The sequence below is a fragment of the Actinacidiphila sp. bgisy167 genome (assembly GCF_965342175.1).
GTDB lineage: Bacteria > Actinomycetota > Actinomycetes > Streptomycetales > Streptomycetaceae > Actinacidiphila.
On sequence record NZ_CBDRBL010000025.1, the window covers coordinates 38468 to 62483 of the forward strand.

Annotated in this window: 21 protein-coding genes and 2 pseudogenes; 8 read left to right on the forward strand and 15 right to left on the reverse strand. The window is 74.7% G+C overall.

What is annotated here, in order from left to right; genetic code table 11:
• Positions 1-372: 372 nt before the first annotated feature.
• A pseudogene (locus ACRWND_RS12725) lies at positions 373-1257 on the reverse strand (glycosyltransferase); the annotation flags it as partial.
• 347 nt (positions 1258-1604) lie between these two features.
• Positions 1605-3029 (reverse strand): HEAT repeat domain-containing protein, encoded by a 1425-nt coding sequence (locus tag ACRWND_RS12730; protein ID WP_431948828.1) that lies wholly within the window; start codon positions 3027-3029, stop codon positions 1605-1607.
• Between the two features lie 346 nt (positions 3030-3375).
• Here ACRWND_RS12730 and ACRWND_RS12735 point away from each other — a divergent pair, with 346 nt between their 5' ends.
• Positions 3376-4806, forward strand: coding sequence for a PP2C family protein-serine/threonine phosphatase (locus ACRWND_RS12735; protein ID WP_431948829.1), 1431 nt, complete (start codon positions 3376-3378; stop codon positions 4804-4806).
• A 353-nt stretch (positions 4807-5159) separates the two neighbouring features.
• Here ACRWND_RS12735 and ACRWND_RS12740 read toward each other — a convergent pair whose 3' ends face one another.
• The gene (locus ACRWND_RS12740; protein WP_431948830.1) at positions 5160-6635 is read right to left on the reverse strand and encodes a DNA-binding protein NsdB; all 1476 of its coding nucleotides are present in this window, start codon (positions 6633-6635) and stop codon (positions 5160-5162) included.
• 393 nt (positions 6636-7028) lie between these two features.
• On the opposite strand from ACRWND_RS12740, the gene ACRWND_RS12745 reads away from it, so the two are divergent.
• Positions 7029-8123, forward strand: coding sequence for an aminoglycoside phosphotransferase family protein (locus tag ACRWND_RS12745; protein WP_431948831.1), 1095 nt, complete (start codon positions 7029-7031; stop codon positions 8121-8123).
• Positions 8124-8672: 549 nt separating this feature from the next.
• Here ACRWND_RS12745 and ACRWND_RS12750 read toward each other — a convergent pair.
• The 3 genes from ACRWND_RS12750 to ACRWND_RS12760 form a co-directional block, all read right to left on the reverse strand.
• A complete protein-coding gene (locus tag ACRWND_RS12750) occupies positions 8673-9173 on the reverse strand; it encodes a hypothetical protein (RefSeq protein ID WP_431948832.1) in 501 nt (166 codons plus the stop codon).
• A gap of 49 nt (positions 9174-9222) precedes the next feature.
• Complete coding sequence (locus tag ACRWND_RS12755; protein ID WP_431948833.1) at positions 9223-12105, reverse strand: ATP-binding protein; 2883 nt, start codon at positions 12103-12105, stop codon at positions 9223-9225.
• Between the two features lie 370 nt (positions 12106-12475).
• On the reverse strand, positions 12476-12715 hold the full coding sequence (locus ACRWND_RS12760) for a DUF397 domain-containing protein (RefSeq protein WP_431948834.1): 240 nt from the start codon (positions 12713-12715) through the stop codon (positions 12476-12478).
• Positions 12716-13847: 1132 nt separating this feature from the next.
• Here ACRWND_RS12760 and cpt point away from each other — a divergent pair.
• From cpt to ACRWND_RS12775, 3 genes are all read left to right on the forward strand, one after another.
• A complete protein-coding gene (cpt, locus tag ACRWND_RS12765) occupies positions 13848-14396 on the forward strand; it encodes a chloramphenicol phosphotransferase CPT (RefSeq protein ID WP_431948835.1) in 549 nt (182 codons plus the stop codon).
• Between the two features lie 212 nt (positions 14397-14608).
• Positions 14609-15154, forward strand: coding sequence for a cysteine dioxygenase (locus ACRWND_RS12770; RefSeq protein WP_431948836.1), 546 nt, complete (start codon positions 14609-14611; stop codon positions 15152-15154).
• A 38-nt stretch (positions 15155-15192) separates the two neighbouring features.
• Positions 15193-15615 carry a rhodanese-like domain-containing protein gene (locus ACRWND_RS12775; protein ID WP_431948837.1) on the forward strand — a complete coding sequence of 141 codons (423 nt, stop codon included), beginning with the start codon at positions 15193-15195 and terminating at the stop codon, positions 15613-15615.
• Between the two features lie 308 nt (positions 15616-15923).
• Here the strand turns inward: ACRWND_RS12775 and ACRWND_RS12780 are convergent, their stop codons facing one another.
• The 6 genes from ACRWND_RS12780 to ACRWND_RS12805 form a co-directional block, all read right to left on the reverse strand.
• The gene (locus tag ACRWND_RS12780) at positions 15924-16745 is read right to left on the reverse strand and encodes a universal stress protein (protein WP_431948838.1); all 822 of its coding nucleotides are present in this window, start codon (positions 16743-16745) and stop codon (positions 15924-15926) included.
• A gap of 136 nt (positions 16746-16881) precedes the next feature.
• The gene (locus ACRWND_RS12785; protein WP_431948839.1) at positions 16882-17748 is read right to left on the reverse strand and encodes an oxygenase MpaB family protein; all 867 of its coding nucleotides are present in this window, start codon (positions 17746-17748) and stop codon (positions 16882-16884) included.
• 154 nt (positions 17749-17902) lie between these two features.
• Entirely contained in the window at positions 17903-18367 is a 465-nt protein-coding gene (locus tag ACRWND_RS12790) for an SPW repeat domain-containing protein (protein ID WP_431948840.1), read from the reverse strand.
• A gap of 149 nt (positions 18368-18516) precedes the next feature.
• Positions 18517-18891 (reverse strand): fluoride efflux transporter CrcB, encoded by a 375-nt coding sequence (gene crcB, locus ACRWND_RS12795; protein ID WP_431948841.1) that lies wholly within the window; start codon positions 18889-18891, stop codon positions 18517-18519.
• Complete coding sequence (locus tag ACRWND_RS12800) at positions 18888-19235, reverse strand: DUF190 domain-containing protein (protein WP_431948842.1); 348 nt, start codon at positions 19233-19235, stop codon at positions 18888-18890. Before ACRWND_RS12800 ends, crcB begins: the two co-directional genes overlap by 4 nt.
• Positions 19232-19720, reverse strand: a complete 489-nt coding sequence (locus ACRWND_RS12805; RefSeq protein WP_431948843.1) for a fluoride efflux transporter FluC — start codon at positions 19718-19720, stop codon at positions 19232-19234. Before ACRWND_RS12805 ends, ACRWND_RS12800 begins: the two co-directional genes overlap by 4 nt.
• A gap of 193 nt (positions 19721-19913) precedes the next feature.
• Here ACRWND_RS12805 and ACRWND_RS12810 point away from each other — a divergent pair, with 193 nt between their 5' ends.
• The gene (locus ACRWND_RS12810) at positions 19914-20042 is read left to right on the forward strand and encodes a nucleotidyltransferase domain-containing protein (RefSeq protein WP_431948844.1); all 129 of its coding nucleotides are present in this window, start codon (positions 19914-19916) and stop codon (positions 20040-20042) included.
• Between the two features lie 4 nt (positions 20043-20046).
• Positions 20047-20573 (forward strand): annotated as a pseudogene (locus tag ACRWND_RS12815) (nucleotidyltransferase domain-containing protein).
• Here the strand turns inward: ACRWND_RS12815 and ACRWND_RS12820 are convergent.
• The 3 genes from ACRWND_RS12820 to ACRWND_RS12830 are packed head-to-tail and all read right to left on the reverse strand — an operon-like array spanning position 20480 to position 22730.
• Positions 20480-21343, reverse strand: a complete 864-nt coding sequence (locus ACRWND_RS12820; protein WP_431948845.1) for a biotin-dependent carboxyltransferase family protein — start codon at positions 21341-21343, stop codon at positions 20480-20482. The pseudogene ACRWND_RS12815 and the gene ACRWND_RS12820 sit on opposite strands and share 94 nt — an antisense overlap.
• Complete coding sequence (locus ACRWND_RS12825) at positions 21340-21969, reverse strand: 5-oxoprolinase subunit B family protein (RefSeq protein WP_431948846.1); 630 nt, start codon at positions 21967-21969, stop codon at positions 21340-21342. The genes ACRWND_RS12820 and ACRWND_RS12825 overlap by 4 nt, the downstream gene beginning before the upstream one ends.
• On the reverse strand, positions 21966-22730 hold the full coding sequence (locus tag ACRWND_RS12830) for a LamB/YcsF family protein (protein WP_431948847.1): 765 nt from the start codon (positions 22728-22730) through the stop codon (positions 21966-21968). Before ACRWND_RS12830 ends, ACRWND_RS12825 begins: the two co-directional genes overlap by 4 nt.
• Before the next feature lie 289 nt (positions 22731-23019).
• On the opposite strand from ACRWND_RS12830, the gene dhaK reads away from it, so the two are divergent.
• Positions 23020-24012 carry a dihydroxyacetone kinase subunit DhaK gene (gene dhaK, locus ACRWND_RS12835; protein ID WP_431948848.1) on the forward strand — a complete coding sequence of 331 codons (993 nt, stop codon included), beginning with the start codon at positions 23020-23022 and terminating at the stop codon, positions 24010-24012.
• Positions 24013-24016: the final 4 nt, after the last annotated feature.

Sequence of the window (24016 nt, forward strand, 5' to 3'; positions counted from 1 at the left end):
GTGCAGCCGGTCCACGCTCCAGCAGGAGCGGTCGGCCACCCATGGGCGGCGGGCAGCGTGCAGGTGCACGGCGTCCCACCGCTCGGACAGAGCGTGCACCACCTGGTTCAGCGCGGCCATCCGGCGGCCCAGGGGGCGGGCGAGCGGCCACGGCAGCCGCAGGATGCGGCCTGGGTCCGGCAGGCAGGCGGTGAGCACCTGCGCGCCATGAGCACGCAGGTCGCCCATGACGAAGTCCAGGCGGTGGGCGACGGCCTCGATGTCGAAGCCGCCGCGCAGCGTGTCGTTGGCACCGATCACCACGGAGGCGACGCCGGGCGGCACGAGCAGCCCGGTGCTGCCGTGACCGACGAGATCGAGCGGACCGCCGGCGGCGGGGGCGATCACGGGCAGCCCGCTGGCCATCGCCTCCTGGACGGTCTGGCAGAACGTCTCGAAGGGCCCGGTGTGGACGAACACGTCGAGGGAGGCGTAGATCCGCGCGAGGTCGTGGCCGGTACGGCGGCCGAGGAACGCCGCACCCGGCAGCACCTCGCGCAGCCTTTGGGCGCTCGGGCCGTCGCCGACGACGACCACCTTCACGCCGGGCAGCCGGCAGGCACCGGCCAGCAGCTGGACGTGCTTCTCCGGGGCGAGCCGGCCGACATAGCCGACCAGTACCTCCCCCTTCGGGGCGAGTTCCCGGCGCAACGCCTCGTCGCGGTGGGCGGGGTCGAAGCGCGCGGAGTCCACGCCGCGCGGCCACAGGTGCACGCGCGGGACGCCATGCGCCTCCAGGTCGCGCCGGGACGCGCTGGACGGGGCGAGCGTGCGGTCGGCGGCCGCGTGCACGGCACGGATGCGGCGCCACGCGGCGCTCTCCCCGCGGCTCACATAGGTACGGGCGTACCCTGCCAGGTCGGTCTGGAAGACGGCGACCGCGGGGATGTGCTGCCGGGCGGCTGCGGCCATGCCGCGCACCCCGAGGACGAACGGGCTGGCGAGGTGGACGAGTTCGGCTCGGTGCGCGGCGATCGCCGCCGCGGTCCTGCGGCCGGGAAGCGCCACCCGCACCTGCGGGTAGCCGGGCAGCGGCACCGACGGCACCCGGACGACGGGGCAGGGTTCGTCGCCCCGCGGGGTCTCGTGCGGGCCGGCCGGCGCGACCACCAGCGGCTCGTGGCCTCTGCGGACCAGGTGTTCGGCCGTGCGCAGCGCGCAGTGGGCCACTCCGTTGACGTCGGGCGGGAAGGACTCCGTGACGATCGCTACTCGCATAGGGACGTTGTCGGCTCCCCTGGCGTTGTCAGGGCCACGTGGATCTTTCCCCCCGGGGAACGTGTCGTGAGCGTTGGCCCCGGAGCGGTTCTTCCGGCCGAGCGCCGCGATCCGCCGGCTCCTCGGGAGTTCGCCGGTCGCCGCGCGCGTCCGGAACAGGCGCCGGCAAGGCGGGCGAAACCGGCGGGCGTAGGCCCGGGCTCCACATCGAGGCGGCCGAAGGGACCACGCGTATCGTGACCCTGGGAACCGAGCCAGGCCCCCGGCGCCGCGAGGACCCTTCTGCCGGGCTCCCGCACCGCCGTGCTCCCGCACCGCGCCCGGCGGCGCCTCACCGGGCCGTGCGGCTAGCGCGCAGGGTCGCCCGAGCTGAGGCGGCCGCGGACGGCGGTCTGGACCTCTGCCTCCTCCGCGGGGTCCGCGGCGAGGCTGCGCAGCCGGGCCAGGACCCGGACGTCCGAGGTGGTGGCCGCTCGGGCGGCCAGCTCGCGGGTGGTCTCCTCGCAGTCCCACAGGCATTCGACGGCGAGTCCGGCGCCGAAGCTGGGGTCGGTGCGGGCCAGGGCGTGGGCGGCGACACCACGCAGTTGCGAGGAACTGGTCTCGCGGTAGATGTGGCGCAGCACGGGGGCGGCGCAGTCGATGGACAGCCGGCCGGCGCCCTCCACGAGCGCGGCCAGGCCCTCGGCGTCGGCGCCCTCGCGCTGGACGAGGCGGCGCAGCGCGCCGAGGACGCGGTCGGCGTCCTCGGCGCCGCCGCGGCACGCGAGCATGCGGGCGGCGGCCGCGCCGAGCACGTCCTCACGGGATGACCAGGCGCGGGCCCGGGTGAGGGCGGCGACGGCGCGCATCCGCTCGAAGGACTCGACGGCGGCGCGGGCGACGAGGTCGGATGCGCTGAGCGCGGCGGCCTCGATCAGGTCGAGGGCCTCGGGGTCCCGGCGGTCGCAGAGGTGGCGCAGGGCGGCCGCGCGTGCCGCCTCGGGACCGCCGCGGGCGGCCTCGAGGAGTTGTCCGCGGTCCTCCGGGCCGGCGACGGCGGCGAGGCAGCGGGCGGCGGGGGCGTCACGGTAGTGCTGTGGGTGGGCGGCAAGGCCCTCCTGGGCCCAGGCGAGCACGGCCGCCACGCTCCAGCCCGGGGTCGGCCCGGCGGGCCGCATCTGACGCTGCCACCGGTCGAAGGCGCCCTGTTCCGACGCCTTGCGCACGCGTTCGGAGACGGCGGGATCCGGATCCTCGGCCCACAACCGCCACGGCCGGGGCTCGTACGCCTCGCGAACCGAGGCGGCCAGCCGGGCCTCCCCCTCGGCGGTGCACGGGAACCGGGCGAGCACGGCCGGACCGAGCGCACGCAGCGCGTCGTCCTCGTCGCGTACGGCGAGCTCGTCCAGGGCCCATTCCCAGCAGCCCCCGGTGGCGGCGTAGCGGCGCAGCAGCAGGAGCGCGTCCCGGCGGCCGTAGCCGGCGAGGTGGCCCAGAACGGACAGGGCCAGGCCGCAGCGCTGCTCGTCGGGGCTGACGATGTCGTCGGGGTGGAAGAGGTGCTGTTCGATCCCGTCGAGAGGGCCCTCGAGCTCCGAGTACAGGCGCGCGTAATAGAGGGAGCGCGATTCCACGCGCCAGTCGTGCCGGGGGTCGCGCAGGACACACTGCTCCAGCGCGGCGAGCGCGTCGGCTCGCCGCGCCGCGAGGGCGTGCAACGTCCCGTCTCCGCGTCCTCTCTGGAGGAGGCCGAGAAGGGTGCCGCTGGGCGCTATGTCGGGGTCGAACATGAGGTCAGCATCCGGTGCGGGGGGTCGGTTGGCAAAGGGATTTTCCGTTGCCGGCTGCGAGGTATCTTCGCAGATCGCCCCGGGTTCAAACCCTGCGCACGGCACCCGGGCGGCCCGCGGGCGCCCTCGCGGGCGGAGTCCCGCAGCTCACCCGGACCCAGGCATTCCGCCGCGTGGCCCGAGGCGGGGGGTGCCGCAGGCTCCTGGCATATGCCAGAAGCACCACCGGATCGGGTATCGCGGAAACCCTTACAGGCCATCACTCCTTGTGCAAGAGTCGTGACCGGCCCATCCGCACGGCCCCCTGGGCCCCGTGCCCGGTACGGAGACATGTTCGGAGAGCGTCATGCCGCCGCCTTTGCATGAGGATCGCGCCACCGCCTCGCCTGAGCCAGGCGCCGTGGACGCGCTCATCTCCCAGACCCGCCAGCTGCGCGGCAAGGTCGACGCCGTACGCCGCGAAGCCGCCGCCGAGGACGAGGACGACCCGCAGCTGCGCTGGCAGCGCGCGTTGTGCGATCTCGCGGTCCACCAGCTGGACGATCTGGGCGCGCACCTCGGGCAGCTGCGGGACGGCCTCCCCGCCGCCGGAGAGGCCCCGGCCCCCGCTCCCCCGCCGCCGCCTGTCCCCGGGCGCGCCCTCGGCCGGGCCGGCAGCGCCGAGTGGGACCTGGTCACGGACGGCGTCCACTGGACGGAGGAGCTCTACCGCATCTTCGGACGCACCCGTGAGGACGGGCCGCTGACCCTGGACGAACTACCCTCCTGGCTGTTCGCCGAGGACCAGCAGACCCTGACCGCCTCGGTCACCGGCTGCCTGGTGGACGCCCGGCCCATCGACTGCGAGTTCCGCATCGTCCGCCCGGACGGCGCCGTCCGCACGGTGCACATGGTGGGAGAGCCGGTGCTCGACGCCGCCGGCGCCACCGCCGCGATGTGGGCGGTGCTCCGCGACGTCAGCGAACTGCGCCGCAGCCAGCGCACCCTGCGGGAGACCGGTGACTCGGTGCAGCGCGAGCGGCAGACCGCGCAGGCCGAGCGCCGACTGGCGGTCGAGCTGCAGCAATCCGTGCTGCCGCCGTGGCGCGGTTCCCTGTCGTTCCCGCGGGACGGCGGCCCCACCACCGTCGACCTCGCCGCCCACTACCTCCCCTCCTCGACCGTCGCCCTCATGGGCGGCGACTGGTACGACGCCCTGCAGCTGCCCGACGGCACGGCTCTGCTCACCGTGGGCGACCTCACCGGGCACGGGGTCGCCGCCGCCTCCGGCATGGCCATGCTGCTCGGCGCGCTGCGGGGGATGGCGATGACGGGGCTGGACCCTGCCCCGCTGCTCGGCGGGCTCAACCAGGTGCTGGACAGCTCCGCGCAGCCCTCGCTGGGCAGCGCCCTGTGCTGCCGCTACCGCCCCGAGGACCGCTCTCTGGTGTGGGCACAGGCAGGGCACCCCGCCCCGCTGCTGTTCCGCGACGGGACGGGGCGGTTGCTCGACGCACCCGAGGGGATGCTGCTGGGAGCCACATCGGGCGCCCGCTACGGCCAGGCCACCGAGCTGCTGCACCCCGGCGACCTGCTGCTGCTCCACACGGACGGCCTGCTGCCGGGCCGTACCGCGGCGGCCACCGACCCGGCCGCCGCGGTACGGCGTCTACTGGATCTCGGCCCGAGGTTCGCCGCAGCCCGTACCCCGCAGGAATGTGTGCGCATCGTGGTGGAGGAGTTCGGCACCCCCGAGCGCGAGGACGACGCCTGTGTGCTCGTCGCCAGGTTCCACTGAGGGTGCCGCTGCTCCCGTGCGTCGGCTGGACCACCGGGCGACCGCCGGACGACGGGCGGCCACCGACCGACGGCACCGGTGAGCGACCACCGGCCACCGCGTGAAGCCGCGCCATGGGCGGGCAGGGCGTCGACCGCAGTCGTGTCGACCCCACAAGGTGACCGACGTCAGAGTCACATTATCGACATGTCGATGTGTCGACTGATGCGTCGGCTGCGTCGGCATGCACAAGGGAAGGACACCAGGGGAAGTCGGCTCATTCGGCGTTGAGTCGGCTGATCCCGCTCATGGATGTCCCCGTCGTCGGCGGTGTCGTCCGCAGCGTCCGCGCTTCCCGCGGAGCTCCGCTCAGATCAGAGTGCGGCGCCCGGGCGCCTGGGGCCGCTCGGCATCGCGATCTCGATCTCCTCACGCAAGTCCTCGATCTTGGTGAAGCCGGAGTAGCGGGCCGTCAGCCGGTACATCTCCCGGAGCCGGTCCCAGGTACGCAGCGACGAGTTCTCCCCTATGCTCAGCAGCGCCAGTCGCGCGTAGCGGTCCGCCTGCTCCGGGTCGTCGGCGATGAAGCATGCCGAGGCCAATGAGATGTAGTCGAAGATGCTGGACCGGTCGCGGCCCTGGCCTCGCAGTTCCAGGGCCTGCTTGGCGTGGTGCTGTGCTGTCCGGGCAGCCGTCGGTTCGTGCTCGGCGAGGGTGCGGTACGCGAGCGCCTGCATCCCGTGCAGATCGGCCTCGTCGAACATCTGCATCCAGCTCGGCGGCGGCACGTCCCCGCGGTCCGCGGCGAAGAGGTCCTCGGCCTTGCCCAGGGTGCGGCGCATCGCCTGTCCCTGCCCCATGGAGGCCTGCGCCCACGCCTCGATGGTGCTGAGCATGGCCCGGGTGCGCGGCAACGTCTCCTGCCCGGAGCCGGACTGCGCCAGCTTCATCAGATCCAGCGCGTCGTCCGGCCGTCCCAGGTGGACCATCTGGCGGGCGGCGCGGGAGAGCGCCTCTCCGGCCCTGGGCCGGTCGCCGCCCTCCCGGGCGGCGTGCGCCGCGATGACGAAGTACTTCTGGGCGGTGGGCTCCAGGCCCACGTCGTGGGACATCCAGCCCGCCAGGACGGCGAGGTTGGCCGCCACTCCCCAGAGCCTTCGCTGCAAGTGCTGCGGGTGGCGGTAGGCGAGCATGCCGCCCACCTCGTTGAGTTGTCCGACGACCGCCTTGCGCTGCAGCCCGCCGCCGCGGGAGGCGTCCCAGGCGCGGAACACCTCGACCGAGCGCTCCAGCGCCTCGATCTCCTGGGAGCCGACGGGGGCCGCTTCGTAGAGGTCATGGGAGGCCGCGTCGGCGGTGAAGGGGGCGTTGGTGGTGGGGGCGTCGGCCGCGAGCACCGGATCGGTGTGCAGCCAGTCGTACATGGCGCCGCTGAGTGCGGAACCGGCGGCAAGCGCGGCTCCCGCGCCCACCAGACCGCGTCGGTTGAGCATGAGGTCCATTCCCGTGAATTCGGTGAGGACCGCGGCTGTTCGCTCCGGTGGCCAGGGCAGTCCGTCGGCGCTGACGGCCTGCTTCCTTCCCGTACGCCGATGCCGGCCGAACCCGAGATCCTCGATGGTTACGACACGGCCGAGACGCTCGGTGAACAGGGCCGCCAGCACGGTGGGCACGGGTTCGCGGGGGGATTCACCGGTCTCGATCCAGCGACGCACGCGCGAGGTGTCCGTCGCCAGCTGCGGGTGGCCCATGGCCGCCGCCTGCCGGTTGACGAGTCGCGCGAGCTCTCCCTTGGACCATCCGGTGAGTGCGAACAGGTCCGCTAGCCGTGCGTTGGCTTCCTTGTTCATCCAAGCCCCCAGGTTCCTCGGCACTGTTGACACTAACGGCCGGTCAGCGCCGCCGCGAGCATTCGCCAGGGTTCGCCAGGGTTCGCCAGATGGTCTGCCACCCGCATGGGGTGGTCAAGTAGGAAAGCGCCACCCGGCCCGGCACTTGCCGGCTCGCGAACGGTCGCACGCGGACGACTTCCGAAAGACGCCGATCGGCGTCGAACGGATCGAGAGCCATGTGCGGACAGTACGCGAGGGGCGTACGGCGCGTGGACGCTCCGGACCGCCGGCCCGGACCCGCATTCCCCAGGATGCGGGTCCGGACGCCGGTTCCGGCTCCGGCTCGTCCACGCGCCGGCCCTGCCACCTCGTCAGGAGCTCGTTGGCACACGAAGGGATCTGTCTCCCGCTATGTATTCAGCATCGTCCTCCGTGTCCGCACCGCCCCGGCCGACCCAGCTCCCGGGGTTCTCCGGGACCGGCACCGCCATACGCCCCCGCCCGGTGCTGCCCGCGCCGCGCAGGGCAGCGCCGGGGACCTCCCATCCGCTCAGCGGGAGGCTCGACGTGACCGGCCCCCAAGGCGCGCAGCTGCGTTCGGCCATCGCCTCGGTGCAGCGCATCTGTCCTGAGTTCGCTCCCGCCCAGATCCTGCGGCGCAGCGGCCGCTCGGTGCTCCTGGTCGGCACCTCGGGCCGCGCGCCGGCGGTCGCCAAGTGCCTCCTGGACCACTCTCCCGCCTGGGTGGAGCGGTACCGGCACGAGATCGCCGCGTACCGGGCTTTCGTACGGCACCGTCCGCCGGTCAGGGCACCGCGGCTGATCGCCGCCGACCCCGAGAGCTGCACGCTCGTCCTGGACCGCGTGCCCGGACGGGTGGCGGCCCTGCAGCGGCATCCCTCCGAAGCCCCGCCGCGGACCGACGTACGGATGGCACTCAGCGCGATCTCCCGGATCAACGCGTGGCGTCCGCCGGCCGGGGTCTTCGACGCCCCGATCGACTACACGGCACGGCTCTCGCGCTACCACGAGCTGGGGCTGCTCACCGACCGCGACATGGGAGACCTGCAGAAGCTGCTGCACGGACTGGCGCACGCGCAGGGCCAGTTCAACCACGGTGACGCGCTGCTCTCCAACCTGCTTCTCTCCCCGGCAGGTCCGGTCCTGGTCGACTGGGAGCACGCCGGCTGGTATCTGCCGGGCTACGACCTGGCGGTGCTCTGGATGATCCTGGGCGACGACCCGGTCGCCCGGCGGCAGATCAGCCAGATGGCGCAGTCCGCGGGCCCCACCGCACGGGACGCCTTCCTGGTCAATCTGATGCTGGTGGTCACCCGCGAGATCCGCACCTATGAGACGGCCGTGCAGCGCACGATGCGCAGCGCCGTCCCGGCGGGTCCGGGCACGGCCGAGGCCGGTGAGGAGCAGCGGCTGCTGCTGCGCCGGCTGCACGATGACGCGGGCCTCGCCCGGCGGGCCGTCAGGGCGGCCGTCGGCACACGATGAGCTTCCACCGGACCCGGACGCGGCGGCGCAGCGACGGGGCCGGTGCGCGGTGGAGGACGGGGCGCCGCGGTGCCGCAGCACCAGGGGTGGAGGGAGAACCCTGTCGGCGCCATCGTGGGGCCGCCCGGCGTCGAAACCGCGGCACACGGAGGACGGCGGGACAGGAGGTCGGCAGGACGGCACCGCCGACGGCCCGGTCCCGCCGACGACTTGGTCGGCGCGCTCACGTGCCCGGGCCACGTACGCTGTGGCCCGCCGGCTCCCGCGCCGAAGCCGTCCCCGTGCCACACGGGGGTCCCGACGACGCCGTGACGGACTCCAGCCTCTCCCTGGCGGAGAACGGCCACCGGCACCAGCACCGGCGTCCACCCGGCGAGGAACCGCCCCCGCGACGCCCCGGACGCCTGCTCAGAAGGTGATCCGACGCCTCGGCCGGAAGCCCTGGCGCCGTCGTCGGTCGAGGGCGCGCCGCGCTGCCGCCCTACCCTGCTCACCCTGCCTGCCGCCGTGGGCGGCTGTCCGGCCGGACGGGATCCGCCCGGGCCGCGGTCAGCCCTGCTGGAACATCTCCGCGGGGAGGGGCTTGAGCAACTGGTAGAGGTCGTCGGTGATCGGGCGGTCCCAGGTCGCGATGGTGACCAGGACGCCGTCGCTGCGGTCGAACTGGGTGCAGGCGATGCGCCCCTCCGAGAGCTTCACCTTGCGCACGATCAGCAGGTTGTCCCCGTGCATGACCGGGGTGTCCTCGGTGCCGACGACCTCCACCGGCTCGTCGTTGCCGAGGGCCAGCAGCAGCTGCGCGATCTCGAAGGGGACCTGTCCCTCTTCGAGATCGCGGGCGGGCGAGCCCTCGGGCAGGTTGCCGATCAGCATGGCGGGCCCACGCCCGCCGAAGAGGTCGTAGCGCAGGAAGATGCCCTGGCAGCTGCCGTCCTCACCGGGCAGCAGCCCGGCGCCGAGTTCGCCCGGCCAGTCACCCGGGTCCATGGCCAGGACGTCGAATTCCGGCCCTGTGGGCGTTGCGGCGTTGCGGCGGCGGAGGAAGGACATGGGCCCATCGTACGGTCCCCCGGCCACCCGTGTGCCCGGGGTCGCGTCGCTACTGCGCCAGGGCCTTGGCGAGGCCCGCCCGGTCGGTGCCGATCTTGCGGTAGACGGCGGAGAGCAGACGGGTGACGCTCTCCACGTCGGTGTCCAGGGCCGTCGCTATCTCCTCGTCGTCCTCACCACGGGCGGCTCGTGAGGCGGCCGCCCGCTCCTGGGCGGTGAGGGCGTCGGTCTCCGTCGTACGGAGCCTGCGCGGGCGCAGTCCGGCGGCGGCGAGTTCGTCGCGCGCGCGTTCGGCAAGTGTGTCCGCGCCGCAGTTGACTGCCGTCTCCAGACCCCGGTAGAGCTGATCGGCCGCCTCCTGGAGCCGGGCCTCACGACGCAGTGCGGCGCCATGGTCGACCAGGGTCAGGGCCAGCTCGTAGCCGGCGGGCGAGCGCTCCAGGTAGGCGACCGCCTCGTGCAGCAGTTTGAGCCGGTCGCTCTCCGCGGCCACCTCGGCGGCGACCCGCAGCGCCTGGCCGATCGCGGACGCGGTGCCGTACTGGCGGGCGCGCTCGACGGCGGAAGCGGCGGTGGCGCGGGCCCGCTCGGGGGTGTCCCGGGCCTCGGCGAGGGCGAGGTGGAGCTGCCACGGCGACCATGCGGGGTTGCGCATGCCCCGGGGGTCGAGCCGGCGGCCGCAGGCCTCGAGCTGGGCGATGGCGTCGTTGACCATGCCGCGGGCGAGCAGCAGCTCGCCGTAGACGGTCTGTGCGTCCGGGAAGGTGACGGCCGCCGGGAACGGCTCGCAGAAGTCGTACTCCTCGGCGAGGGCCGTGGCCTCGCGGACCCGTCCGCGGGCGAGCAGGATCTGGACGAGGATCGCCACGGTGTACCAGACGACCGGGGTGCCGCGGCCGACACGGTCGGCGAGCCGCAGGCCGTCGCGGGCGAAGTCCTCGGCCTCAGCGAGCCGGCCGCGGCGGTAACGCACGTACCCCAGCAGGGAGTAGCCGAAGGCGAGGTGGGCGCCGCGCCATCCCTGGCGCTCGTAGTCGCCGATGCCGGCGGCGAAGAGCTCCTCGGCGCGGCCGGGCCGGTCGGCGTACATGTACGTCATCGCCACGAGGACCGGGACCTCGAAGCCGAAGTCCTCGTGGGCCCAGGGCAGGCCGCCCCGCAGGGCGCGGTCGGAGTGGCGCAGCGCGGTCTCGGCGGGCTCGGCGCGCAGGGTGGCGTCCCAGGCCCTCAGGCCGATGATGTAGCGCTCCGTCAGGTCGCGTCCGGACAGCCGGTCGGCGAGGCGGGCCAGCCGGCGGGAGCGGGCCGGGGAGTCGGGTTCGTCGGAGCGGAAGGCGTCCCACATGAACTGCTCTTCCTGCATCCGCAGCCGGGTACGCGCGTTGGTGGCGGTGCGGGCGGCCTGCCCCACGGTGTCCGCCGCCTCGCCAAGCCGGTCGGAGTGGGCCAGCGCCTGGGAGAGCCGGTAGGTGATCGCGTCGCGCAGCGTCGGATCGATGACCGGCTCCTCGAGCGCGGCGCGCAGGTGGTTGACGGTGGTGGCCGGTTCGGTCAGCAGGGAGGAGCAGCCCAGTTCGAAGAGGACGGCCGCCCGGTCCTCGAACGGGGGAGGCTCGCGCAGCGCCCGCGCGAGGTAGCGGCGGGCCGCGTCGGGGGCGCCGGCCCGGGCGGTGTCCCGGGCGGCCCGGCGGAGCTGCGAGACGGTCCAGGGGTCGCCCTCGGGGTGGGTCTCCAGCAGGTGGCGGGCGGCGGCGGAGGGGCCGAGCCCGGCGTTCACCACGGCGTTGGCGGCCTGGCCGTGCAGGGCGACCCGGACGGCGTCGGGGATCGCCCGGTAGACAGCCGTGGCGATGAGAGGGTGCACGAACTCCAGCACCTCGCTGCCGGTGAGGATGCGTGCCTCGCGCAGCCGGTCGGCCGCGTCGGCGGCCTCCTCCCCGCCCAGGCCCGCCACGCTCGCCGCGATCGCCGGCGAGATGGACGTGCCGAGGACGGCGGCGGCCCACGCCATGCGGACGGTGGAGGGCCCCAGGCGCTGGAGGCGGGCGATGAGTCCGCTGCCCTTGGCGTCGGCCGCGAGGTCGCGCAGGAGGTGCACGCTGGACTCGTCGGGCCGCAGTCCGCGGTCGACGACCTTGGCGGTGAGCTCCACGACCTCGAAGGGGTTGCCGGCGGTGACGGCCCAGGCCTCGCGGCAGAAGGCCTCGTCGGCGTGCTCGCCGACGCTCTCCCGGACGAGCCGGCCGATGGCGGCGGCACTGAGCGGTTCCAGGCCGAGCGGACGCGTGCCGGAGCGGTCGGGCAGCCCGCGGAACGCCTCGGCGTGGGCGGGGAGTTCGTCGGGGCGGTAGGCCACGACGACGAGCATCGGCAGCTCCTCGGCGCGGGGCGCGAAGGCGGCCAGCCAGCGCAGGGACTCGGCATCGGCCCAGTGGGCGTCGTCGAGCACGAGGACCACGGGGGAACGGCGGACGGCGATGTCGGTGAGCACCCAGTCCAGTCCGTCCGCGAGCCCCTGCGGGTCAGGGGGCGCGCCCTCGCCGTCGGTGCACAGCCCCAGAGCGGGGCCGACGATGCCGTACCAGCTGCCCAGGGTCGAGCGCAGCGCCGCGTCGCCGGCTCCGGCGAGCTGGGGCTGGAGCAGCTGGCGGGCGACGTGGAAGGCGACGCCCTGCTCCTGGTCGCCGCCGCGGCCGTACAGGACGGTGCAGCCGAGGGCGGCGGCCCGGCGCCGGGTCTCCGCGAGCAGGGTCGTCTTGCCGAGGCCCGCCGGCGCGGCGAAGGCGAGCACGCCACCGCGCCGGGGACCGCTGCGGGGGTGGCTCCCCGCGACCTGTATGCCGGTGAGTTCGGCCAGCGCCTCGTCGACGGCCACGAGCTCGGCCTCGCGTTCGAGGAGCGGCCGCCGGGTCTTCGGTGTGCGCCGCGTCATCCTGCACCCCCTGCGCCTGATCCGGCGCGCTCCGGGGCGCGCCGGTGATGCTCGGACACCCGTCCGATGGCACCTCAGCGTACGCCACCGGGGACACTGCGTAAGTGGATACAGGCGAACTGGCGACGGCTGTACGGAGTGCGCCAGGAATTGATCGGCTGCGCCCGGTCAGCTGCGCCCACGTGCGGGTTCACACCGCCGCGGCGCCTCGGCGCATGCCGCTGGAGAACGACTCGACGGCCCGTCGTGCGGCGCGCGGGGACATGCCGCAGTCGGGGGCACACCGCAGGAGCCCCCGCCCGGACCGGCACGTCCGGCGGCCCGCCCCCAGAGACGAGGACGGGCCGCGCTGCGTACCGGTGAGATGCCGTCAGGTGAGGTCGAACTCGCCGTCGCGCGCCCCGAGGACGAAGGCCCGCCACTCCGCCGGGGTGAAGATCAGCGAGGGCCCCTCCGGGTTCCGGCCGTCCCTCATGGCGATGTAGCCCTCGACGAAGGCGATCTGGACGTCTCCCGTACCCTGGCTGCTCGACTGCCATGTCGCGTTGGCCAGATCAAGCTGCGGCGCCTTCCCGCCCGCCAACGGCGATCCGATCGTGCTCTCGGCCACGTCCGTTCTCCTCCCGACTCCGTCGTCCGGGCCAGCCTAGCGACCGCGCCGGGGCCCGGACAGGTCATGCAAGAACCTGCCCGAACCCCGCACGGGTTCATGCCGGATTCACTCTCGGGGGTGCCACCGTCCGATCATTCGCACGCCGGAGAACGCGACGACGGCGCCCTGCGCGCTGCGGCGCCGGTTCCGCTCCTCGGTGTTCCGGTTCCCGCCGGCGCACACCGTCCGGCCAGGGGTCCCATGACGCGTCCGCGGCTTCAGCGCGGCCACCGGTCGTGATCGCCCGGGACCGGCGAGGGGCGCGCGGTGGAGCTGACGGCCACCTGGCCGGGCTGGGCTTCGCGGTGCCCGGGGGCACCACGCGGACCGTACCGACCTCGTCGCCGCCTCCACAGACCCACGACGGCCCGGTACTGTGCCGCGTTGCCCCACGCTCCTGCAGCACTTCAGGGGTGGTTCCTCACCACCGGCTCCGACCTCTTCGAGCCCGGCGTCGCCGATCTGATGGACTTCCGCACCCGCCAGCCCGCGCAGGGGCTCTCCTTCGCCGTCCGTGCGGTGGTCCGCGCGGTGGGCCTTCGACCCGCGGCCCCCGGGGCGAGTTGCCGCCCGCCCGCACGGCAGGCCCTGGCGGCGCACGGGGGCGGGCTGACCGCTGAGGGTCGGCGGCGTCGTGAGTCGGTACGACGTCCGCAGGCCGCTCGCAGCCGGGCGGCAGACCTCCCCGCACGCCGTTCCGGGCGCCCTGCCGGCTCCGGGTCGCTGCCGCCCGGTGGGCCTCGGCCGCGACCGCGTCCACGTGGACTGCATGCGGAGACCGTGATCCTCACCCCGGACGGACCAGTGCTGATCGACCGGAGCTACGCCGACACGGCGCTGACGGTCGCCATCCCGCGCGGCGGCTCCCTCGGCCCTGCAGGCAACGCCGTGCTGCGCCTCTTCCTCGCGGGGTTTCGCGGGGTTTCGCGGGCCGGGGCCACGGGCCCGGCACCCCGCAGGGCCGAGACGATCACAGCGCACCGGCCTCGTCAGGCGCGCGGGCCGCGGGCGGGGCGGCGGCCCGCCGCGCACCGGCCGGCGAAAAGGCCCTGGCATCCCGGCGCGCAGGGGGCCTGCCTAGGCTGGCACGATGACTCCCCAGGTGATCATCCTCAACGGCGGCTCCAGCTCCGGGAAGTCGGGCATCGCGCGCTGCCTGCAAGCGCTGCTGCTCCCGGAGGCGTGGCTGACCTTCGGCGCCGACACACTCGTCGACGCCCTCCCCGCCGGACTGCGGGACTCCGGGTCCGGCGGCGGCATCGGATTCGGCGCGGACGGGAGCCTATCGGTCGGCGACACCTTCCGGGCCCTGGACGAGGCCTTCGCCGTCGGCGTCGCGGCCATGGCACGGGCCGGCGCCCGGGTGGTCGTCGACGAGGTGTTCCTCGGCGGCCCCGCGTCGCAGGACCGCTGGCGGCGGGCCCTGGACGGGCTGGGGGCGCTGTGGGTCGGCGTCCGGTGCGCGCCCGAGGTGGCGGCGGGCCGGGAGACCGCCCGTGGCGACCGGATGACGGGCATGGCGGCGGCGCAGGCCGAATCGGTCCACCGCGGCGTCGTCTACGACCTCGAAGTGGACACGACGCACACCGAGTCGTGGGAGTGCGCACGGATCGTCGCCGCGCATATGTCACTCATGTGACGGGGGCGACCGCCCGCGACGGCACGGGCGGTCGTGTGCTTTCATGGCGGCATGCGCACGAACGTCTGGAACCTGGGCCCCCTGTGGCCGGGACGTCGCGCGCACCACTTCGACCAGAGCTGTCGCCGGGGCTGACCTCCGCCCCCGACCATCCCATGACGAGCGCCCGCCCCGGCGAGGCGCGTCATGCTCCCGCTCTGGAGCCCCCTGCCATGGCCCTGTACGACCGGGCGAGCGGTCCCACCCCGCTCGTCCTCCCCCAACTGCGCGCGCTCGTCCGCGGCTACGCCGCCGCCGTCGAGGCCGGGGTCCACCTCCCCGTCCACCTGCCCGACCACCGCTGGTACACCCGGCTGCACCAGGACCCCTATGTGGACGTCTGGCTGATCACGTGGCCCCGCGACACTTCCACCGAACTGCACGACCACGCGGGGTCGCTCGGCGCCCTCACCGTCGTCGGCGGCACGCTCACCGAGCACCGGTGGCTCCACGACGAGCGCGGCCCCGGCCACATCGCGACCCGCGAACTCCGCGCAGGCGGCGGCGCGGCCTTCCCGCTCGGGCACGTCCACGACGTCGTCAACGCCTCCGCCGCGCCCGCGGTGAGCGTGCACGCGTACTCGCCGCCCCTGACGGCGATGTCGTACTACGCGGTCGACGACGCGCGGTCCCTGCGGCGCACGCGTACCGTGCTGACGGACGAGCCGGAGCCCTCGGCGGTGCCCGGTGACGTCCGTCTGTCACGCGCACTGCCGTGACGGCGACCCCGTCCGCGCTCGCCCCCGGAGGCCGCCCCATGAACCCGTCCACCACCGTGAGGTCCGGCATCGACCGGCTGCTCGACCGCGCCCGGGCCCGCTTGCGGCGGGTCGGGCCCGAGGAGGCGGCGGCCGAGATCGCCGAGGGCGAAGCGCTGCTCGTCGACATCCGCCCGGCAGCCCAGCGGGCGCGGGAGGGCGAGTTCCCGAACGCCCTGGTGGTGGAGCGCAACGTCCTCGAATGGCGGCTCGACCCGCTGAGCGACGCCCGCATCCCCGAGGCCACCGGCCCGGACGTGCGCTGGATCGTGGCCTGTTCCGAGGGCTACACCTCCAGCCTCGCCGCGGCCTCGCTGCTGGACGTCGGCCTCACCCGGGCCACCGATCTCGAGGGCGGTTTCCAGGCGTGGCTGCGGGCCGGTCTGCCGGTCAAGGGCGGGTCTCCGGAAGGAACGCCCTGACCTGCGTGGAGAAGTCCGCGGGCCGCAGTTTCTCGGCAGGTGCCGGGCTTCCACGGCGCCTCCCCACCCCGGCGGAGGGGACGAGGGCCGGGGGGCCGAGCATCGCGGAGCCCCCTACGAGCCGCGGTAGCGCCCGGGCGGTACGCCCTCCGCGCCATGGTCGCGCGGGTCAGGGGCCCGTTCGGCGCGGCATGGGTGGCGCGAGGTCCGGTTCGCGGGGGCGGTAGGCCATCCGGGTGCCGCTCACGCGTCCGGGACGCCGCCGGTCGGGGCCGTTCCGGTGAGGACCGGCGGTCGGCGTGAGGGCGTCAGTGCGGGACGACGGCCACCGGGCAGGCCGCGTGGTGCAGCACCGCGTGCGCCACGGGCCCCAGGTGCGGGCCCACGCCGGCGGGGCGGTTCCGGCACCGCCCGACGACCAGCAGCGCGGCACCGGCAGCCGCGTCCACCAGAGGCTGCGCGGCGTTGCCCGCGACGACCTCCTCCACGATCTCCACCCCGGGAGCCTTCTCCCGCCACGGCAGCAGGGCGGCCTGCACCGCGTGCCGCTCCGCCGCGGAGATCTCCGCGCCGCAGGTCGGGTCCATGGCCGCCGGGACGTATCCGTAGGTCGGTGGGTACGACCAGGCGTGCACGACGCGAAGCCGCGCCCCGCGCCGCCGGGCGTCCTCCACCGCGTAGGCCATCACCTCGTCGGCGCCTTTGCGCAGGCTGAAGCCGAGCACCACCGGGCGCCGGTCGTCCCCGGCGTCCTCCTCCTGGCCCGTGCGGACGACCACGACGGGGCCTTCGGCCCGGGCCAGCGTCATCTGCCCCACGGCACCGAGGAGGAAGCCGCCGAGCCCGCTGAGCCGCTGCGAGCCGAGTGCCAGCAGTTCGCTGCGTCCCGCCTCCGCGACCAGCAGTTCGGCCGGCGGGGCGTCGGCCACGTCGGTCGTCACCGGCAGGTCCGGGTGGCGTCCGGCGAGTTCCTGTACGGCCTCGCGCACCAGCGCGTCGCCGTAGGGGTGTCCCCCGGCGTGCACCATGCGCAGCGTTACCGATCTCCGCAGAGCCTCCTGCGCCGCCCAGCACACTGCGGCGTGGCTTTCGGGCGAGCCGTCCAGGCCCACCGTGACGGGTCGGGTCATCGGCGCCTCCCTCGCCTCCACAGTAGGCGCCGTCGCCGCCCGGCGCCCCGGCGGGACGCGGCGGCCCCGCCGGCACGCGCCGGGGGACCGGGCGCATCTCGGCGGGCGGCCGGTGGTCTCCGGCACCCGTACGGGCTCACCTCTGGAAACGCGCCTGCCGTTGCAGCCGGTACGCGGACGGGTGGGTGCCGGGACCGAGGCGTCCGACCGCCTTGAGGATGTGCCCGGGGGGCAACTGCCAGCGCAGGGGAGAGGGGACCGTGCGCAGCAGCAGGCCGGTGCGCCGCAGCCGCCGCCCGGTGACGGGCGGGGCCGGGGCGGGCCGCCCGTACAGCTCGTGGGCGAAGGGCGGCAGCGCGGCGTAGGCCAGTGCGGTGGCCCGGCCCCAGGCGGCGCAGCGAAGGGGCAGCAGCGCCCGGGGCACGGACGGGCGCTGCAGGAAGGCGAAGACCTCCAACGCCTCGGGGCTGGCGGAGAGTTCGGGCCGCGTCTTACCGATGTACGCGGCGAGCGACGCGGTGTCGCCGGGTACCTCCGCCGGGTCGAGCCCCACCAGACGTGCGGCCTCGCGTTGTTCGTCGACATAGGTGTCGGCCTGCGCGTCGGAGAGGGGGAAGCCGGAGCGCCGCGCGACGTCCAGATAGGAGTCGATCTCGGCACAGTGGACCCACAGCAGCAGTGCGGGGTCGTCGACGGGGAAGTGTTCGCCGCTGTCCGGGTCCATCGCGCGGAGCCTGCGGTGGATGCCGCGGACCCGGGCGCCGGCGCGCTCGGCCTCCGCAGTGGTGCCGTAGGTGATGGTGCCGACGAAGTCCGCGGTGCGCAGCAGGCGGCCCCACGCGTCCTGGCGGAAGTCCGAGTTCTGCGTGACGCCGCGGACCGCGCGCGGGTGCAGCGCCTGCAGGTACAGCGCGCGTACGCCGGCGATCCACATCATGGGGTCGCCGTGCATCTGCCAGGTCACCGAGTCGGGCCCGAAGAGCCCGGGGTCGGCGTCGCCCATCGCGGCCTCCTGTCGCCGTGCGCCGCCGTCCCCGTCCCCGTCCGTGGCAGGCGACGGGACGGGAACGGGCGGCCGGCGGCCTGTGTCCGCCGCACCGAGGGCAGGGCCGCGAGGGGCGCCGGGACGGCCCCGCGCGGGCTCCCGCGGTGAGGCGTCAGCGGGCGGGCGCCGCGTCGGCGTCATCGCCTGGCGGGTGGGAGCGCCGTCGCTCGATGAGCGCCAGGCTGACCGCGCCGAGGACCATCAGGACCACTCCCGTCACGATCTGGTTAAGGGGCGCGAGACCGGCCCCCGGATCGTCGAAGTAGCCGAAGACGAACGGCGAGACGATCAGGCACGCGCCGCACACGATGGTGATGACGTCGCTGCCGGGCCCCCGGGTCCGGGCCACGCGGGCGATCGCGTTGAGCAGGATGATGGTCGAGAAGACGAGGTCGACGAGGCGTACGTCGTTGCCGATGGGCGTGTTGGGATACGCCAGCGCCCAGCCGGCGCAGAACAGCCAACCGCCGATCAGCAGCAGGGGCGCCGTGAACAGCGAGTCGCGGAGGTCGGCCGGTGGGGTCGGGTCGTGGCCCGCCCTCTGGACCCGGGTGTCGGGACGCTGAGCCAGGGACATGGTGCCCTCCCGCGGTGGGAGCCGCGTCGCCCGGCGCCCGGCGCACTCCTCGCGGCGCCTGTCGGCGGGGAACACACCCGCGTCCGCCCCGGGCGACAGGCCGGAGTGTGGACCCATCCATTTTAGGCCGGTTGTGCGGTTCGTCCCGCTCAGGCCCAGATCGCCTGGGCGACCGCCGCTCCGGTGAAGGCCGCGCCGGCCCCGGTGATCACGCTGGCGACGACGTTCGCGACGGCGAAGAACCGCGCCCCGGTCTCCGCCAGCCGCAGGGTCTCGTAGGAGAAGGTCGAGTAGGTGGTGAGCGCCCCGCAGAAGCCGGTGCCGATCAGGAGCTGCGTCGAGTGGGAGGCCGCGCCGTAGGTGACGGCTCCGGCCAGCAGTCCCAGGACGAGGCAGCCGGCCAGATTGACCGTGAACGTTCCCCAGGGGAACACCGTGTCATGCCGGGCCTGGACGGCGCGGTCCGTGAGGTAGCGCAGCGGCGCCCCGACCACGGCCCCGGCGATGACCAGCAACCAGTTCACGCGGCGCTCCCCCGTCCCACGTAGCGGATGACCTCGACCTCGTCGAGAGTGACCAGCCCTTCGGTGACCAGCTCGTCGAGCTGCGGCAGGAAGTCGCGGACGCGGTCTTCGTGGTCGACGATGACGACCGCCACCGGCAGGTTGTCGGTCAGCGAGAGCAGCCGGCTGGTGTGGATCAGCGAGGAGGCCCCGAAGCCCTCGATCCCGTGGAAGACGCTGGCACCTGCCAGGCCGGCCTCGTGGGCGCGGCGGGTGATCTCGGAGCACAGCGGCTTGTGGTTCCAGGTGTCGTTGTCGCCGACCAGGATCGTCAGCCGCATCGCGGTGCCGTGCAGCCCTGTCATGTCTGCCTCCATCCGATCAGGCGGCGGGCCGTGTGCGCCGCACCCCACACCGCGGCCAGCGCCATCAGCGGCGTGGCGGCGAGGTAGGCCAGCGCGGCGCCCGCGTGACCGCCCTGGACCAGGCCGTGGATGTCGACGGCGTAGGTGGAGAAGGTGGTGAAGCCGCCGAGCACACCGGTGCCGAAGAACGGGCGGACGAGGCGGTGCGGGGACCACATCTCGGTGATGACCACCATGAACACGCCGATCACGGCGCAGCCGAGCGCGTTGACGCCGAAGGTGGTCCAGGGGAAGGCGCCGGGCGCGGTGGGCCACAGCAGGCCCGCGCCGTAGCGCGCGCAGGCTCCCAGGGCGCCGCCCGCCGCGACCGCGGCCACGACGGGCGTCTGTTCGCGCGCCCGCGCGCGTCGCGGCACGGGCGGCTGGAGTTCGGCGTCGGGAGTCGCGGGCTCGGTCATCGCGGTGCGGGGGGCTGGTGAGGTCATGCTTCTCCCACTCGTGCGGCGCCCTTCCGCGGGCGCGCTCCGTCACAAGTAGGGACCGTTGGCGGTGGTTCACACCGCGGTTCGGGTACGGCGGGCCCCACCGCCGCGCGGCGGCCGCCGGGGGCCACCGCTGCGTTCAGCATACTCCGGGTGGGACTCTCAGCTCCGACCCGGACGAGAGGCGGAAGCGGCGATGACGACCGGCCGGGACGTGGTCGAGATCCTCGACCTGCTGCGCAGGACCGGGGCGCGGGTCTGGGTCGGCGGGGGCTGGGGGAGCGACGCCCTGCTGGGGAGGCGGACCCGCGACCACCGGACCTGACCTCATGCACCGCCGGGACCAGGAGCACGCCGTGGTCGCGGCGCTGGCCGAGGCCGGCTTCACCGAGGCCCACGACCAGCGGCCGGTGCGCTTCGCCGTCACCGATCCCCGGGGCCGCGAACTCGACCTGCCCCCCCGGTCTTCGCCGCCGACGGGAGCACGGTACAGGCGTCACCGGAGGCGGGGCGCCCCTTCCTCCACCCGGCCGGCTGCTTCGTCACCGGCGAGGTCGAACGGACCCCGGTTCCCTGCCTGTCGGCCGAGCAGGGGTACGTCCAGCAGGGGTGCGAGCCGACCGGCCGGGACCGCCACGACATGCGGATGGCCGCGAGGCCTTCGGCCTCCCGTCCCACTTCGCAGGCCGCCCCCCGGCGGCCCCTCGGCACGGTACGCACTCCTTGCCGCGCTCCGGTCGTGTTCCCGGCCCGCGGCCGGCCTCAGCGGTGGGGCACGAAGCGCACCGGGAGCCCCGGTGCGGCCTGGGCGGCAGCCGCCAGGGCCCGCTCGGGGACGACACCGATGACGGGGTAGCCGCCGGTGGTGGGCGAGTCGGCGAGGAAGACCACCGGCCTTCCCTCGGGCGGCACCTGGACGGCGCCCACGACCATGCCCTCGCTCGGCAGTTCTCGGTGCACGGCGCGTTCGAGCACGGGTCCCGTGGTGCGCAGCGCGATGCGGTTGCTGCGGTCCGAGACGTGGAAGCGGCCTGTCGCGAGGGTGCGGACGGCGGCGGCGGTGAACCAGTCGTCGCGCGGCCCGAGCCGCAGCGGCAGCACGAGTTCGCGCGGCGGACCGGCGTGCGGGGCGAGGTCGGCGCGGCCGGGTCGCCCGGGCGCCGGCCCCAGCGGCAGCACGTCCCCGTCCCTCAGCGGCGCGGGCCCGAGCCCCGAGAGGAGGTCGGTGGAGCGGCTGCCGAGCACTGGGGGGACGGCGACTCCCCCGGCGGCCGCGAGGTAGCTGCGCACGCCCCGCGTGGCGGCCCCGACCTCGAGCACCGCGCCGGCCGGCAGCCGCACGGCGGCGCCCCATGGGGCGGGGCGGCCGTCCACCACGACCGGCGCCGGCGCGCCGGTGACCGCAACGACGGCGGGACGGAGGGCCCGGACGGCGACCCCGGTCAGCGTGGTCTCCAGGGTCGCGGCGCCGTCGGCGTTGCCCACCAGGCGGTTCGCGAGCCGGTGCGCGGGCCCGTCCAGGGCCCCGGAACGGGCGACGCCGAGGGCGGCGTGCCCGTGCCGCCCGAGGTCCTGGACGGTGGTCAGCGCGCCGGCCCTGACGACCCTCAGCTCGCCCGCGCTCATGCGCCGGTCCCGTCCGGCGCGGGGACGAAGCGCACCCGGGTGCCGGGCGCGAGCAGCGCGGCCGGTTCGCGGTCGAGGTCCCACAGGCGAACGGAGGTGGTCCCGATGAGGTGCCAGCCGCCGGGTGAACTCCTCGGGTAGATGCCGGTGTAGCGGCCCGCGACGGCCACCGAGCCGGCGGGCACCGAGGTGCGCGGCTCGGCCCGGCGCGGTATGCCGTACCGTTCGCCGAGCCCGGTCATGTAGGCGAAGCCCGGGGCGAAACCGCAGAAGGCGACCCGGTGTTCGGTGCCGCTGTGCACGACCGCCACGTCCTGCTCCGGCACGCCCCACCGCTCGGCCACCACCGCGAGGTCGGGCCCGTCGTAGCGGACGGGGATCTCCACGAGCGGCCCGATTCCCGCCGCCCTGGCCGTGACGGACCAACCGCGCAACCCGGCGCTGAGCGCGGCGGCGTCGGCCACCCCCGACAGCAGCACGGTGCGCTCGCCGGGAACGATCTCGCGCACCGGCCCGAGGGTGCCGTCGCCGCGGCGGCGCAGGAGCTCGGCGTGCCAGGACCACGCCTCTTCGGGGCTGGGCAGGTCGATCAGGAGCGCGTCCTCGCCGACCCTGAGGACCCTCATGCGAACGCCGCCAGCCGCACCCCCGCGGCCTCGAGCGCCGACCGCACCCGCAGGGCGGTGGCGACGGCGTCCGGGGAGTCGCCGTGCAGGCACAGCGACCGTGCCCGGACCGCGACCCGTTCACCGGTCAGTGCGGTGGCGACACCGTCGCGGGCGAGGGCGACCGCCTGCCGGGCGACCTGGTGGGGGTCGGCTATGAGCGCGCCCGTGGTGCCGCGCGGGACGAGTGTGCCGGCGGCGGTGTAGGCCCGGTCGGCGAAGGCCTCGCCCACCACGTCCAGCCCGGCCCGCAGGGCCGCGCGCTCCATCGCCGATCCGGGCAGGCAGAGCACCGGCAGGGCCGGGTCTGCCAGCCGGGTGCCCGCGGCGACGGCGGCTGCCTGCTCGTCGTCCACGACGACCTTGTTGTAGAGGGCCCCGTGCGGTTTCACGTAGGCCACCCGGGCACCGGCGGCGCGGGCGAAGACCTCCAGGGCGCCGATCTGGTACGTGATCTCGTCGGCCAGCTCGTCGGCGGGCACCTCCATCGCCCGCCGGCCGAATCCCGCGAGGTCGCGGTAGGAGACCTGGGCGCCGATGCGCACCCCGCGCGCTGCCGCGGAGTCGCACACCCGGCGCATGATGCCGGGGTCGCCCGCGTGGAAGCCGCAGGCGACGTTGGCGCTGGTCACGACGGACAGCAGCGCGTCGTCGTCGGTGAGGACCCACCGGCCGTAGCCCTCCCCCAGATCCGCGTTGAGGTCGATCAGGAGATCTGTCATGGGCAGGGCGGGCTCCTCGGGAAAGTCGGCGTCCGGCCGGACGAGGCGGGCCGCGGTGTCCGGCGGGCCGTGGCGAACGGTCGGCGCCGATCACCGTAGATTCCCGGCGCACGATCCGACAAGCCTGGAGGACGGCCGCCCGGCCCCGTACACCGCGACCCCGGCCGAAGCTCCGTGCACGGCGCGCAGGAGACGGATGCGTCATCGGGACTGCCCAGAACGCGGCGGATTTGTAGGCTGATGTGACAGCGCAGCACCGCCAGACCCAGCCTTTGGACGGAGCCGTTCGATGAAGATGCTGATCAATGTCCCGGAGACCGTGGTGGCCGACGCGCTGCGGGGGCTCGCGGCCGCACACCCGGAGCTGACCGTCGACGTGGAGAACCGGGTGGTCGTGCGCCGGGACGCGCCGGTCGCGGGGAAGGTCGGACTGGTCTCCGGGGGCGGGTCGGGGCACGAGCCGCTGCACGGCGGTTTCGTGGGACGCGGGATGCTGGACGCCGCGTGCCCCGGCGAGGTTTTCACCTCCCCGGTTCCGGACCAGATGGTGCGGGCCGCCGCGGCGGTGGACAGCGGGGCCGGGGTGCTGTTCATCGTGAAGAACTACACCGGTGACGTGCTGAACTTCGACATGGCCGCCGAGCTGGCCGAGGACGAGGGGATCACGGTCGCCAAGGTCCTGGTCAACGACGACGTCGCCGTGACCGACAGCCTCTACACGGCGGGACGGCGCGGCACCGGCGCCACGCTCTTCGTGGAGAAGATCGCGGGCGCGCTCGCCGAGCAGGGGGCGCCGCTGGAGCGGGTCGAGGCCGTCGCCCGACGCGTCAACGAGCTCTCGCGCAGCTTCGGCGTGGCGCTGACCGCGGTCAGCACTCCGGCCAAGGGCGCTCCCACCTTCGACCTCCCGGCCGGGGAGCTGGAGCTGGGCATCGGCATCCACGGCGAGCCGGGACGGGAGCGGCGGGCCATGATGACGTCGGGCGAGATCGCCGAGGCCGCCGTCGACGCCGTCCTGGACGACCTGCACCCGCAGGGCCCGGTGCTGCTGCTGGTGAACGGCATGGGCGGGACGCCGCTGCTGGAGTTGTACGGGTTCAACGCCGAGGTCCACCGCGTGCTCGGGGCGCGCGGCGTCACGGTGGCCCGCACACTGGTCGGCAACTATGTGACGTCGCTGGACATGGCGGGTGCCTCGGTGTCCCTGTGCCAGGTGGACGAGGAACTGCTGCGGCTGTGGGACGCGCCGGTGAGCACGCCGGGCCTGCGCTGGGGCGCCTGAGCGA

Excerpts from the sequence above, each read along its gene's own strand:
- ACRWND_RS12800 (WP_431948842.1), bottom strand. The coding sequence starts at position 19,235 with ATGACAGGGCTGCACGGCACCGCGATGCGGCTGACGATCCTGGTCGGC.
- ACRWND_RS12830 (WP_431948847.1), bottom strand. The coding sequence starts at position 22,730 with ATGACAGATCTCCTGATCGACCTCAACGCGGATCTGGGGGAGGGCTAC.
- ACRWND_RS12810 (WP_431948844.1), top strand. The coding sequence starts at position 19,914 with ATGACGACCGGCCGGGACGTGGTCGAGATCCTCGACCTGCTGCGCAGG.
- ACRWND_RS12805 (WP_431948843.1), bottom strand. The coding sequence starts at position 19,720 with ATGACCTCACCAGCCCCCCGCACCGCGATGACCGAGCCCGCGACTCCC.
- ACRWND_RS12755 (WP_431948833.1), bottom strand. The coding sequence starts at position 12,105 with ATGACGCGGCGCACACCGAAGACCCGGCGGCCGCTCCTCGAACGCGAG.
- ACRWND_RS12730 (WP_431948828.1), bottom strand. The coding sequence starts at position 3,029 with ATGTTCGACCCCGACATAGCGCCCAGCGGCACCCTTCTCGGCCTCCTC.
- ACRWND_RS12775 (WP_431948837.1), top strand. The coding sequence starts at position 15,193 with ATGAACCCGTCCACCACCGTGAGGTCCGGCATCGACCGGCTGCTCGAC.
- ACRWND_RS12790 (WP_431948840.1), bottom strand. The coding sequence starts at position 18,367 with ATGTCCCTGGCTCAGCGTCCCGACACCCGGGTCCAGAGGGCGGGCCAC.
- ACRWND_RS12785 (WP_431948839.1), bottom strand. The coding sequence starts at position 17,748 with ATGGGCGACGCCGACCCCGGGCTCTTCGGGCCCGACTCGGTGACCTGG.
- ACRWND_RS12770 (WP_431948836.1), top strand. The coding sequence starts at position 14,609 with ATGGCCCTGTACGACCGGGCGAGCGGTCCCACCCCGCTCGTCCTCCCC.
- ACRWND_RS12735 (WP_431948829.1), top strand. The coding sequence starts at position 3,376 with ATGCCGCCGCCTTTGCATGAGGATCGCGCCACCGCCTCGCCTGAGCCA.
- ACRWND_RS12820 (WP_431948845.1), bottom strand. The coding sequence starts at position 21,343 with ATGAGCGCGGGCGAGCTGAGGGTCGTCAGGGCCGGCGCGCTGACCACC.
- ACRWND_RS12745 (WP_431948831.1), top strand. The coding sequence starts at position 7,029 with ATGTATTCAGCATCGTCCTCCGTGTCCGCACCGCCCCGGCCGACCCAG.
- ACRWND_RS12750 (WP_431948832.1), bottom strand. The coding sequence starts at position 9,173 with ATGTCCTTCCTCCGCCGCCGCAACGCCGCAACGCCCACAGGGCCGGAA.
- cpt (WP_431948835.1), top strand. The coding sequence starts at position 13,848 with ATGACTCCCCAGGTGATCATCCTCAACGGCGGCTCCAGCTCCGGGAAG.
- ACRWND_RS12825 (WP_431948846.1), bottom strand. The coding sequence starts at position 21,969 with ATGAGGGTCCTCAGGGTCGGCGAGGACGCGCTCCTGATCGACCTGCCC.
- dhaK (WP_431948848.1), top strand. The coding sequence starts at position 23,020 with ATGAAGATGCTGATCAATGTCCCGGAGACCGTGGTGGCCGACGCGCTG.
- ACRWND_RS12780 (WP_431948838.1), bottom strand. The coding sequence starts at position 16,745 with ATGACCCGACCCGTCACGGTGGGCCTGGACGGCTCGCCCGAAAGCCAC.
- ACRWND_RS12740 (WP_431948830.1), bottom strand. The coding sequence starts at position 6,635 with ATGAACAAGGAAGCCAACGCACGGCTAGCGGACCTGTTCGCACTCACC.